Genomic DNA, 12,902 nt, shown 5'->3' with positions numbered 1-12,902 from the left:
GTCAGCCCCAACGCCACCACAGGTTGAGTCGGCGCGAGCCGGCCAGAATCGCGCGGGCGAGCCAAGCATAGAGATCCGGCACGTAGAGCTCCCGCGATAGCAGGGAATAAAACGCCAAGCGTAGGCGTGACGCTTCCTTGCCCCGGGGCCGGTCGCTAGCCGCGGCATGGTAGGTGAACAACCATCCCAAGACCACCGCCAGGGTCAGCACCGCCACCAGCGCCTCGAAGGTGCCCACTGGAATGCTGGCCGCAGCAAACAAGGCCTCTGCCATGGCTCGGTTGGGATAGAGGAAGAGATCGAATCCATGGCCGATCACCGTATAGCCTGCCACGACGATGACCAGGGAAAGAATGATCATGCCCATCAGGCGCCACGGGTTATCGGCGCGCAGTCGGTAGGTGGCGAAAAGCAACTGCGCCCCGGTGACCCAGCCAAAGAACAGCAGAATGAGCGCCCCTTGCTGGCGCACGAGTTTGCCATCCACCAGCCAATGGGACGCAATGAGTAGCGTGAAGGGCACCACCAGCGTGATGCCCGCGGCCAGCAGCCACGGCAGGCGAAGCGCCTCAGGGCGCCGCTCCACCACGAAGGTGTAGAGCGTATCGGGCGGCACGCCATCGTGGCGGCGCGCGTTGCCGATAATGCTTCCCGCACCGAGAAACAGCGTGCCCTTGAACAAGCCATGGGCGATCAAGTGATAAATCGCCAGGGAGAAGGCGCCCACGCCGCACTCGACGAACATGAAGCCCATCTGCCCCATGGTGGAATAGCCCAGCGCCTTCTTCACATCGTTTTGCATCAGCATCAACACCGAGCCCAGGACAGCGGTGATGAGCCCCACTGCGAACACCACGTGCAACACCGCCCCCGCATGGACGAACACGGGCGCGAAGCGGTTCAGGAGAAACCCACCCGCATTGACGATGCCAGCATGCATCAGCGCCGACACGGGCGTCGGCCCTTCCATCGTGTAGGGAAGCCAGGTATGTAGTGGCACCTGCGCCGAGCGGGCAAAGGCCGAAAGCACCACCAGCAAGCCGGTCACCACGGAAAGCGACACGCCGGCCACCTGATGAGCGTGTGGCGCGGCCGCCATCCGTTGGAAAATTTCCGGCAGGGACACTGTCCCGTGAGCCTGGTAGAGCAGCACCGCCGCCAGCACCAGCGGCACATCTCCAAGCCGATAGGTGAGAAAGGACCACAAGGCATAACGCCCCGCAGCAGGACGTGTCAGATCCTGTGCCAGCAGGAAATAGAGAACCACGCCCACCAGCTGCCAGGCGATAAGCAGGGTGATGAGGTCTTGGGCCAGCACCATCAGCAAGATGACCGCGGTCATCAGGTCGAGCAGGGCGAAAAAGCGCGCGTAACCTGGCTCCTCGGCCATGTAGCGCACGGAATAGACATGCACCACCAGGCTGATGCTGGCCACCGTGAGTGCCATCAGGCGGGCCAGGGGGTCGAGCTGGAGCATCACGCCACCGGCGACCACCACCGGCGGCGCAGACCCGTGCAAAAACGCCGCCAGGGCCAGTGCCCAAGTCAGGCTAGCAAACGCCACACTGAGCTGCGCCACCCGCACCCGCGGTCTGGCCCGGCCAAACCAGACCAGCACGGCCGACAGCAGGGGCGCGGCCAGCAAGAGAAAGGCGAGATAGGGCACCGGCTCGCGATCCAGGAGGTCAAAGAAAGAGCCTGCCGCGGACTGGCCGCAGCATCGATGCCAATGTTAGGAACCGCGACCGGTCAATAACAGTCGGGAATTTTTATGGGAACGATAAACCGGCTGCGCGCAGCGTCGTCCTCGGCCCCTGGGCGTGGAAAGATCAAACGGAGGGGCCGGCTTGGCCATGGAGCCTGCCTCACCGCCACTTGAGCGGCTTCTGCCATGGGCCAACGCCGAGCGCGAAAAGTGCTTCGCGTCGGCTCATGCGAACGCTTCCCATCGCCCCGCGCTCACGCGTCGGGTCACGCGCCCCTCCGCGTCGATGGCGAATAAATGGAGCCACTGATTCTCCACCAGCTGCCGGACCAGGTCGTGGCGAGCGATGATATCGTCCATGGCGGCCTCCGGCGCCTCGATGAATACCGACAGGCGCACCGGCTCGTGCACCCAGCGACGGCCGTCATGCACAGACTGTAGCGGCAGACCCACGCGCAGGTCGCCACCATTGCCTTCCAGCACGCCGATGGCGCCCCCCACCACGTTGTGCAGCACTTTGTTGCCGCTGCCGAAGCGCCGGTTGTCCAGGACCGAGCCGTAATACTGCATGTTGATCCAGTTGGCCACCACCATGGGCGCAGTCATGATCAGCTCGAGAATCTTGAAGCCCTCGTCCTTGTGCCAGACATACTCGTGCAAAAAGGCGCGGCCGCCGAGATCCATGCCCGCGGTGCGCCACCGTGGCGCGGCGATGAATGCGGCATTGTTGGCAAGTGCCCATTCGGGCCGCACCTGGGACCAGTCGCGACTGCGGTCGCGCACGGCCGTCGCCACCCGCTGATCGGGTAAATGGCCGAGGCCCAGCATGCCGGCGCGCTCCATGCGGGCGAGGTCACCCGCCTGCATGAGCCATTGACGCAAGGCCAAAAGATCCGGGCCATGGCTTGCAGGTAAGCAGTCGGTGTCGAACAGGTGCACTTCGTCCGTGGTGGTGTCGTGCAGCGCAGGCACGAACCACGTATCCGCCGGTATGGTGATGCCGCGCGCCTTGAGTCCCTCGCGAACCGCCGGGTCGTTCAACAGGGCCGCCACCACCCGCGCGCTCACCTCGCCGGTCTGCCCGGCGCACGCCCCGCAGTCCAAGGCCGTGGCGTGGGGATTGTTCACTGTGGTGCTGCCATGGCCGGCCAAGAGGACCAGCCGGGCAAAGGTATCGGTGAGTGAGAGCGCCCGCAAAATGCGCTCCGCTTCCGCTACCCGCGCGGCGGGTGGAATGCCTGCAGGCAGTGCGCAAGCGTGCTCCTCACGCACCATCTCGATGGTGGGCGCGATGCGCGCAGCCTCCCGCGGCCTCAGGCCAGCGCGATGAGGGTCGGGAACGGGGCGCGTCCAGCCGAAGCTATCGGTCAACAGCTTTGCTGCGTATTTCAGGCCCACCGCCTCGACGAAGGAAAAGCAGGAGGCAGCAGAAAGCTTGAACCCTTTCCACGCCTTCTCTCGTCCCATGCGCCGGCGCCGACTCGCGATCAGAGGGGTTGAGGCGCCGTCTCTGGCGCGGTCATGGATGCAGTAGCGCGGTGTGAAAATCACCGGCACGTGGCTTCGGGCTTGGGCCGCGCCGAGGGGCAGATGGGCGACGAAGATGCCGAAGAAACCCGCGAAGCCAATGGTCTGCACCTCCGGCGCGACGGTCTCCAAGGCCCGACGGAAGACTTCCGAACGCACGTCGATACAAAAGGCCGCCTGGAGTTTAGGACGCGCGCAAGCCCCCGCGCCCGGTGCGCGCGCAAAGCCGCTCGCTAGCTCCCGTTGGACACCGATTTCCAGTGCGTTGAGTAGAATCCGGTCGATTTCAGCCGCCGCCTGCCGCTTGGCCGAAGGCGGCCGCATGCTTGCCGCCAGCATTTCCCGCCAGTGGGCCACCAAAGTGGGACTGTGCTTTTCCTGGTAGAGCAAGGCGTCCCACGCAAGCCGAATCGCCAGCAAATCGGTCATGCTGTCGTCCCGCTGGCCGGCCAGTTCTGCTTGCCAGCGCAGATAGCGGGTCCACGCGGCCCAGCCGCCGACGCTAAGCAACGCCGCGTGCAGGTAACGCTCCTTCGCCGCCTCTTGTATCTCGAGCTCGGCCAGCGCCCAATCGATGACGCTGCGCGGATCCTCGGGCAACTGGGCCACCCGCCTGCGAAACCCGTGTAAGCCCATCATCGCCGGGCTCAAATCGATGCGCGCCGCCTTGCGCCAGGACGCATAGAGGCTTGCCTTTCGCCACGGCATGGTCACCAGAGCCTGTCCCAGGTCGAAATAGGCTGCGCAATGCAGGCTGATGCGTTCGGTGACGAAAGCCGCCCAGATGCCGTTTTCCATACGGTCCAATATCTCGGCAACCGAGGCCATGCCCAGCTTGGGCCGGGGTGCTTCCCGCGCGAGAGCCTGCGTGACATCGTCCACAGTCGCTGCGCTACCGGCGCGGGCGATGGCCGCCGCGATGTCCTCGTGTGCGATCCGTCCATTGGCCAATTGCTCGCGAAAATAGGCACGCGGCATGTATAGGCCGCGACCCGTGAGGCGCGCCAAAAGGTCCGAAGCCTCCTGGAAGGTGAGATCCCGCAGGCCGAAGAAAGGATTCACCGCCACGAAATGGTTCAACGGCCAGAGGGGCGCGATGCGATCGCAGGCCGCATCGAGGAGGCGGTCGAGCTCGGCCGTGGACTGCTCGGTCAGGGGGGCATCGTTCGGGTTCATTTTCCAACTCCCTGGGCAATGGTGTTGGGGGCAGGCCACACCCGCTGCAGCAGGCGGGTGACGAATACGTCGATGTACAAACCGTTGTAGAGGTGCACCCAGAGCGCTTCGCGCATCCTGGAACCGGTCGCCGTCAGGCCATGCTGGAACAGCATGAGTAGCAGAAAGACGATGACCACCGGGACGATGAGCGCGCTTTGCACAGCGGTTACCGCGGGCACGAGGGGCAGCACGCTGCCGCCCACCATCCGCTCGAACAGGGCATGTAGTAGGAAATACGCCCCCGCGACCACGCCGCTCAAGGCCAGCGCATACCCCATGGACGGCACGCCAAGGGCAGTCATCGTCTGCAACTGGAGCTGGGCGACGGCGATGGCCACGATCGCACCCGCGGCCATGAGGGCGGGCTGCGCCTGCCAGCTCACTGCGAAGAGCGCGGCCATCGCCGCCGTGACGGTGGCCCCCATGACCAAGGCCAGCAGGAGCCAACCGGGTCGCCATTCATGCTGGGGCCAAGCCAACGCTGGCGCGCGAAAACCGTCCACGCCGCTTCCGGAAGCGAGAAAGGCATGGGCTTTGTAAAGGGAGTGGGCGACCAAATGCAACATCGCCAGGCTGTAGAGACCAAGGCCGCACTCCAGCAGCATGAAGCCCATCTGGGCCGTGGTGGACCAGGCAAGGGACACCTTGATGCTGGTTTGCGTCAGCATCACCAGCGAGGCCAGGCTGAGGGTGATGAGGCCAACGATGGCGAGCACCGCCAAGGCAGTGCCGGAATGGGACACGATTGGGCTCATGCGGATGACGAGAAACGCGCCGGCATTGACGATACCCGCGTGGAGCAAGGCGGACACGGGCGTGGGCGCTTCCATCACCTGGATCAGCCAGCCGTGCAAGGGGAATTGCGCCGACTTGAGCCCCGCGCTGAACACGATGAGCAGCGCAGCCGCTTCCAGCGTCGCGGGCAAGGGCCCCTGCCAGGCAGCCATGCGCGCGTAAAGCTCGCCAAACTCCAGCGTATGCAGAGTGGAACCAATCAAAACGATGGCGATGAGCAGGCTCACATCCCCGATGCGGCTGGCGATGAATTTCTTGTGCGCCGCCAACACCGCCGCCGGCCGTTCCCGGTAGAACATTAGGAGCTGGTGCAGACCAAGGCTGGTGGCAATCCAAGCCAGAGAAAACATGAGCAGATTGCCCGAGACGATCAGCGTCAGAATCGAAGCGAGGGTATAAGCCAGCCAACGGTGGAAGCGGGCCTGCTGGGCATCCCCGTCCAGATAATTGCGGGCGTAATGGGATACGATGGCGCCCACGAAGGACACCAAAAGCAGCATGATCACGGTGACTCCGTTCACTTGCACGCTGAGCGAAAAGCTGCCGATGTTAGCGGGCAGCCCAAGCGCCGCCAGCGTCCAAACCGAGGCTGGAGCGAGCGCGTGACCCAGCGCCACCATAACGGCGCAGCCAAAGGCCACCCAGGCCGCCGCAGCGCCAAGCTGGGCCGCGAGTCGGGCATCGCGCCACCGGGGCGAAAGCAGGCCAGCGAGAAAAATGAGCGACGGCGCCATTAGCACCAAGGCAGGAACGAGCGTGGTCATTGAGGTCCTCCTGACATCGCCTTGTTTCCCCGATCGGATCGGTTGGCGAGAGTCTAGAGGGGTGCCGGCAAAGACACTAATGAATTGTTTTCATTCTTATGATAGCCTTTCGGCTATATGTTGGACGAGGTCATTCGATAATGCATGTCACGCTGCGCCAGTTGCGCGCCTTCGAGACCGTGGCGCGGCTCAAGAGTTTTTCCCGCGCCGCCGAGGAACTGCACGTCACCCAGCCAACGGTCTCGAAGCAGATCCGCCTGCTGCAGGAAGCGGTGGGGCTTCCGCTTTTGGAACAGGTGGGCAAAAAGGTCTTTCTCACCGAGGCCGGCGAGAAACTTTACGCCACCTGCGCGAGCTGGCTAGAGGCCTGGAGCCGTTTCGAGCAGACTATCGCCGATATGAAAGGCGTGAAACAGGGGCGGCTACGCATCGCTGCCGTCACGACCACCAAGTACTTCATGCCGCGTCTATTGGGTCCCTTTTGCAAGCAATATCCCGGTATCGACGTGGCACTGGAAGTGATCAACCGAAACCGTCTCCTGGAGCGACTGGCGCGCAACCAGGACGATCTCTACATCATGGGCGTGCCACCAGAAGGGTTGGACATCGAATGCGAACCCTTCATGGAAAATCCGCTGGTCGTACTGGCGCCGGCCGATCATCCCCTGGCACGCCGCAAGCGCATCCCTTTCGCCGCCTTGGGCAGCGAGCCGTTCATCGTGCGGGAACGCGGCTCCGGCACCCGACTCACCCTGGAAAGAGTGTTCCAGGAACACAGCGTGCCCCTCACCATTCGCATGGAGCTCGGCAGCAACGAAGCCATCAAACAAGCGGTGGCCGGCGGGCTGGGCCTGGCCGTGCTGTCTCAGAGCACCTTGAGTCTTGAACCCGGCGAGAAAGACTTGCGCATTCTCGATGTAGTCGGCTTTCCCATCCGCCGCCACTGGTACGTGGTGCGCCTGCGGGATAAACCTCTGTCGGTTGTAGCGCAAACCTTTCTCGATTTCCTGCGCAGCCACGTGACCCTGCTGAGCCCACGCGCGCCCCAAGTCGGCCGCGCTGCCAGTCGGCGCCGCCATGGAGAATGGCGAAAGCAGGTAACGCTGCCATGACCACTCAACACGTTTCCCGATCGAAACGCTTTTGCACATGAATCGAGACACGACCGCGCAGCCCATCGCCCACGCCTACGCCGGGCATCATGCAGCCAGTTCGCGCCCACAGCTTCCATGTCGGCATTCCGCGGTTTTGTGGAACTTGAGGGCTGAGCCAGTCCTGCGGGCGGTTGTCCCGGACGCCGGCGTTCTCGTTTGGTTTTGGCGGGGTAGGTGTAAAGTAAAGGCCTGACCCCTTAAGCGCAAACGCGGGCGGTTGTCCCGGACGCCGGCGTTCTCGTTTGGTTTTGGCGGGGTAGGTGTAAAGTAAAGGCCTGACCCCTTAAGCGCAAACGAGTGTGGGTGAGAGACACGCTGGCACAAGAGTCTGGCGGATCGCAATGGAAAGTTCAGGGGGACGTGGGCAGCAGGCTATAAGGTAAAGGCCTGACCCCGGCAGCTGCCGAGAGGCTTCTGCCTTTGCCATCAGCCTGGAACCTGAAGGCGGTTCCCCCACCGGCGCACCCACCGGGCCGGTGGTCATGATGGAAGCCGTGCGCAGCGCGCGCTCCTAACAGGCCAGAGTCGGGGAAAGAAGCTCGGATGAAGCCACCGGGCGCGGCTGCTTGAGCTGGCGCGGCAACAGACGAGCCGCGGCGCCCAAAAAAACAAACGGCCCCGAAGGGCCGTTTGTCGTGACCATGAGCGGCCGCGTCAGTTGACCTTGGGATCCAGCTCGCCCTTGGCATAGCGGCTGGTCATGGCTTCCAGAGACAGCACCTTGATCTTGGAGGCATTGCCAGCGGTGCCGAAGGCTTCGTAACGGGCCTTGCAGATTTCTTTCATCGCCTTGGTAGCGGCGGTGAGGAATTTACGCGGGTCGAACTCTTTCTTGTTCTCGGCCAGGAATTTGCGCACGGCACCGGTAGAAGCCATGCGCAGGTCGGTATCGATGTTGACCTTGCGCACGCCGTTCTTGATGCCCTCGACGATTTCCTCCACCGGCACGCCGTAGGTTTCTCCCATGTCACCGCCGTATTCGTTGATGATCTTGAGCCATTCCTGGGGCACGGAGGAGGAGCCATGCATCACCAGGTGCACGTTGGGTATGCGCGCGTGAATTTCCTTGATGCGATCGATAGCGAGGATGTCGCCCGTGGGCGGGCGTGTGAACTTATAGGCGCCATGGGAGGTGCCGATGGCGATGGCCAGGGCATCCACACCGGTTTTTTTGACGAAGTCGGCCGCTTCGTTGGGATCGGTGAGGAGCTTGGAATGATCCAGCGTGCCCTCGGCGCCGATGCCATCTTCCTCACCGGCCTTACCCGTTTCCAGGGAGCCGAGGCAGCCCAGCTCGCCTTCCACGGACACGCCGCAGGCGTGGGCGATTTCCACCACCTTGCGTGTCACTTCCACGTTGTATTCGTAGCTGGATGGCGTTTTACCGTCTTCTAGCAGAGAGCCGTCCATCATCACGGACGAAAAGCCCAGCTGAATGGAACGCACGCACACGGCCGGCGAGGTGCCATGGTCCTGGTGCATGCAGACGGGGATGTGTGGCCATTCCTCGATGGCAGCGAGGATCAAGTGGCGCAGGAAGGGCGCGCCAGCATATTTGCGAGCGCCGGCAGAGGCTTGCACGATCACCGGGCTGTCGGTCTCGTGGGCGGCTTCCATGATGGCGCGCATCTGTTCCAGGTTGTTGACGTTGAACGCCGGCACGCCATAGCCGTGTTCGGCAGCGTGATCCAGCAGTTGGCGCAGGGTAATCAGTGCCATTGCTTTCTCCTTGAGGTTTTGACTAAACGTTTGGGGCAACCGAGGCGCTGGTGACGGATTCGCCGCTCACGCCTGCCGGTGGTCACCCACCCGCACGATGCGCATGGTGTTGGTTCCTCCGGATTTGCCGATGGCCTCGCCGAAGGTGATGATGATCAGGTCGCCGTCACGCACCGCGCCGCGGCGACGTAGTTCGTCTTCCGCCTCGACCAGCAGCTGTTCCCGATCTTTCGTCGTGGTCTTGAAGTTGACGGGATAGACGCCGCGAAACAAGGTCAGCTTTCTACGGGTTTCGACTTCGGGTGTCAAGGCGTAGATCGGCACCTCGGAATGCATGCGCGACATCCACAATGCGGTGGAGCCTGATTGGGTCAGGGCGCAGATGGCCTTTACCTTGATGTGGCTGGCGGTGAACATGGCGGACATGGCGATGGCCTCGTCCGCCCGGTCGAATTGCTTTTTGAGCTTGTATTGGCTCATGAAGGAGATATCCACCTCCTTCTCTGCCTCCGCGCAGATGCGGTCCATGGCGGCGATGGTTTCCACCGGATATTTCCCCGCTGCGGTCTCCGCCGAGAGCATCACCGCATCGGTGCCGTCCAGCACCGCATTGGCCACGTCTGATACCTCTGCCCGCGTGGGAATCGGGTTCTCGATCATGGATTCCATCATCTGCGTGGCGATGATGGCGAGCTTGTTTTTCTGGCGCGCCAGGCGAATCATCTTCTTCTGCAAGCCTGGCACCGCGGCATCGCCCACCTCCACGCCGAGGTCGCCGCGGGCCACCATGATGGCGTCGGCGGCGTCGATGATTTCATCGAGCGCGGCCACGGCTTCGGCCCGCTCGATCTTGGCGATGATCTGACCGCGGCCGCCGGCCTCGCGCAACAGGCTGCGCGCACGTTCGATGTCGGCGCCGCTGCGCGGGAAGGAAACCGCCAAATAATCGGTCTTGAAAGCCGCGGCGGTGCGGATGTCTTCCAGGTCCTTGTCGGTGAGTGCCGGCGCCGACAGGCCACCGCCCAAGCGATTGATGCCCTTGTTGTTGGACAGCACCCCGCCTTGCACCACGCTGCAGACGATTTCATCCCCGCGCACTTCTTCCACCCACATGGTGATCCGGCCATCATCCAGCAGGAGCGTGTCGCCGCGATGCACGTCACGGGGAAGCGCCTTATAGTCCAGGCCCACGCGCTGCTGGTTGCCCAGAGCGCAATTGGCGTCCAGGATGAAACGGTCGCCTCTTTCAAGGGTGATGGAACCGGTCTCGAACTTGCCGATGCGGATCTTGGGCCCTTGCAGGTCTGCCAGCACACCCACGGTTTTGCCACGGGCGCGCGCCAGGGAGCGGATCATGTCGGCGCGGCGTGTGTGGTCCTCCGCCGTGCCATGGGAGAAGTTGAGCCGCACCACGTCCAGCCCGGCGGCGATCATCTTGTCGAGGACCTTGGGGTCGTCCGAAGCGGGGCCGATGGTGGCGACGATCTTGGTTCTACGTTGCATGGAGTTCCCGTGTGGCAAGGAGAAGGGGGTGAGGCCGATCAAGGACCGGTGGCATCGCTGCACCTTACTCCGCGCGCTTTAGCCGCGAAGCCTCAGCCTTTTGCCCTTTCTTCCAGAATCGCCACGGCAGGGAGGGTCTTGCCTTCCAGGTATTCCAGGAACGCCCCGCCGGCGGTGGAAATGTAGGACACCTTGTCGTAAATGCCATATTTTTGGATGGCGGCGATGGTGTCGCCGCCGCCGGCGAGGGTGAAGGCTTTGGTCTCGGCGATGGCCATGGCGATCTTCTTGGTGCCTTCGCCAAACTGGTCGAACTCGAATACCCCCACCGGGCCGTTCCACACCACGGTGCCCGCCGCCATGATGATGTCGGCTAGCTCCTGGGCGCTCTTGGGGCCGATGTCGAAGATCATGTCGTCATCGGCCACGTCCTGCACGTCTTTCAGCACCGCCGGCTCGTTGGCGTCGAATTTCTTGCCCACCACGACGTCCACCGGGATAGGAATGCGCGCGCCCCGCGCCGACATTTTCTCCATGAGCGCCTTGGCGGTAGGCACCAGGTCATCCTCGCACAGGGACTTGCCCACGTTGTAGCCCGCCGCCTTGATGAAGGTATTGGCGATGCCACCGCCCACCACCAGCTGGTCCACTTTCTCCGACAGGGATTCCAGCACCGTGAGCTTGGTGGACACCTTGGAGCCGCCGACGATGGCCACCATGGGCCGCGCAGGGTTGGCCAAAGCCTTCTCCAGGGCCGCGAGCTCCTGCATCAAGAGTAGGCCCGCGCAGGCCACCGGCGCATATTTGGCGATGCCGTGGGTGGAGGCTTCCGCGCGGTGGGCGGTGCCGAAGGCATCCATCACGAACACGTCGCACAGAGCGGCGTATTTCTTGGCCAGTTCGTCGTCGTTCTTCTTCTCGCCCTTGTTGAAGCGCACGTTCTCCAGCACCACCAGCTCGCCTTCGGCGACATCGAAGCCGCCATCCACCCAGTTTCGGATCAGACGGACCGGCTTGCCCATCCGCTGGGAAATGTTGTCCGCCACCGGCTTGAGGGAGTTCTCCTCGGAAAACTCACCCTCCGTGGGGCGCCCCAGGTGCGAAGTCACCATCACCCGCGCGCCCTGCTTGAGACAATGCTCGATGGTGGCCATGGAAGCAGCGATGCGCGCATCACTGGTGACCTTGCCGTCCTTGACCGGCACGTTGAGGTCGGCCCGGATAAACACGCGCTTGCCTTTGAGATCGAGATCGGTGAGTTTGATGACGGACATGACTCTCTCCTGATTGCGATAAGGTGTAAGGGATGGATCGCATCCATGCCTTACGCCTCACGGCGCAGGAAAATCGACGCACCCGGCTGCCGGATGCAAGCCACAAGAAAAACCTTATGGCCTGCATCGACGCCCTCGCAACGGAATTACTTGGCGATGTGCTCCGCAAAACGCAGCATGTTGCAGGTGTAGCCGTACTCGTTGTCGTACCAAGCCACCACCTTGACGAAGGTGTCGTCCAAGGCGATGCCGGCTTCGGCATCGAAGATGGACGAATAGCTGCAACCGCGGAAATCGGTGGACACCACCTTCTCATCCGTGTAGCCCAAGGTCCGGGAAATGTCGCCTTCCTGGGACGCCTTCTTCATGGCCGCACAGATGTCTTCGTATTTGGCGGGCTTTTCCAGCTCCACGGTCAGGTCCACGACGGAGACGTCGGAGGTGGGCACGCGGAAGGCCATGCCGGTGAGCTTGCCGTTGAGCTCTGGCAGCACCTTGCCCACCGCCTTGGCGGCACCGGTGGAAGAAGGAATGATGTTCTCCAGGATGCCGCGCCCGCCGCGCCAGTCTTTTTTGGAGGGGCCGTCCACCGTCTTTTGGGTTGCGGTGGCAGCATGCACGGTGGACATGAGCCCCCGCTTGATGCCCCAGTTGTCGTGTAGCACCTTGGCCACGGGTGCCAGGCAGTTGGTGGTACAGGAGGCAGCGGACACGATGGCTTGCCCGGCGTAGCTGTTGTGGTTCACGCCGTACACAAACATGGGCGTCTTGTCCTTGGAGGGGGCAGACATGATGACCTTCTTGGCACCCGCCTTGAGATGGGCCTGGCAGGACTCTTCGTCCAAGAAAAAGCCGGTGCACTCGAGGACGAGGTCGGCACCGGCTTCGTTCCATTTCAGGTTGGCGGGATCCTTCTCGGCGGTGAGCCGGATCTTCTTGCCATTGACGACCAGATAATTGCCATCCACCTTGATATCACCATTGAAGCGACCGTGTACCGAGTCATAGCGCAGCATGTAGGCGAGATAATCCGGCTCCAGCAGGTCATTGATGGCGACGACCTCGAGGTTGGGAAACTCTTTCGCGATGGCGCGGAAGGCCATGCGACCGATGCGCCCGAAGCCGTTGATGCCGACTTTGATTGCCATGGTTTACTCTCCTTGAAAGTAAAGAACAAGAATCCTGCGATGACGAGGAAGACACGGGACACCGGGACCACCGGCCCCGTGTGTCCCTCGCCACG

General features: G+C 62.9%; 8 protein-coding genes. 1 reads left to right on the top strand and 7 read right to left on the bottom strand.

The window, feature by feature from the left end; all coding sequences use genetic code 11:
• Position 1: 1 nt before the first annotated feature.
• The 3 genes from V6E02_RS11065 to V6E02_RS11055 form a co-directional block, all read right to left on the bottom strand.
• Positions 2–1,666 (bottom strand): NADH-quinone oxidoreductase subunit 5 family protein, encoded by a 1,665-nt coding sequence (locus V6E02_RS11065; protein WP_347308863.1) that lies wholly within the window; start codon positions 1,664–1,666, stop codon positions 2–4.
• A gap of 264 nt (positions 1,667–1,930) precedes the next feature.
• Positions 1,931–4,408, bottom strand: a complete 2,478-nt coding sequence (locus tag V6E02_RS11060; protein ID WP_347308862.1) for a YbcC family protein — start codon at positions 4,406–4,408, stop codon at positions 1,931–1,933.
• The gene (locus V6E02_RS11055; RefSeq protein ID WP_347308861.1) at positions 4,405–6,009 is read right to left on the bottom strand and encodes an NADH-quinone oxidoreductase subunit L; all 1,605 of its coding nucleotides are present in this window, start codon (positions 6,007–6,009) and stop codon (positions 4,405–4,407) included. Before V6E02_RS11055 ends, V6E02_RS11060 begins: the two co-directional genes overlap by 4 nt.
• A gap of 140 nt (positions 6,010–6,149) precedes the next feature.
• Between V6E02_RS11055 and V6E02_RS11050 the strand changes: the two genes are divergently transcribed.
• Positions 6,150–7,121 carry a LysR family transcriptional regulator gene (locus V6E02_RS11050; RefSeq protein ID WP_347308860.1) on the top strand — a complete coding sequence of 324 codons (972 nt, stop codon included), beginning with the start codon at positions 6,150–6,152 and terminating at the stop codon, positions 7,119–7,121.
• A gap of 696 nt (positions 7,122–7,817) precedes the next feature.
• Here V6E02_RS11050 and fba read toward each other — a convergent pair.
• The 4 genes from fba to gap form a co-directional block, all read right to left on the bottom strand.
• Positions 7,818–8,882 carry a class II fructose-bisphosphate aldolase gene (gene fba / locus V6E02_RS11045; RefSeq protein WP_347308859.1) on the bottom strand — a complete coding sequence of 355 codons (1,065 nt, stop codon included), beginning with the start codon at positions 8,880–8,882 and terminating at the stop codon, positions 7,818–7,820.
• A 66-nt stretch (positions 8,883–8,948) separates the two neighbouring features.
• Positions 8,949–10,385, bottom strand: a complete 1,437-nt coding sequence (pyk, locus tag V6E02_RS11040) for a pyruvate kinase (RefSeq protein ID WP_347308858.1) — start codon at positions 10,383–10,385, stop codon at positions 8,949–8,951.
• Positions 10,386–10,477: 92 nt separating this feature from the next.
• On the bottom strand, positions 10,478–11,659 hold the full coding sequence (locus V6E02_RS11035) for a phosphoglycerate kinase (RefSeq protein WP_347308857.1): 1,182 nt from the start codon (positions 11,657–11,659) through the stop codon (positions 10,478–10,480).
• Positions 11,660–11,805: 146 nt separating this feature from the next.
• A complete protein-coding gene (gene gap, locus V6E02_RS11030) occupies positions 11,806–12,807 on the bottom strand; it encodes a type I glyceraldehyde-3-phosphate dehydrogenase (RefSeq protein ID WP_347308856.1) in 1,002 nt (333 codons plus the stop codon).
• Positions 12,808–12,902 lie beyond the last annotated feature (95 nt).

It is taken from the genome of Thiobacter sp. AK1 (assembly GCF_039822265.1).
Lineage (GTDB): Bacteria > Pseudomonadota > Gammaproteobacteria > Burkholderiales > Thiobacteraceae > Thiobacter > Thiobacter aerophilum.
The sequence above is the reverse complement of the archived record's forward strand: the minus strand, read 5'-3'. Positions and strand labels throughout refer to the sequence as shown.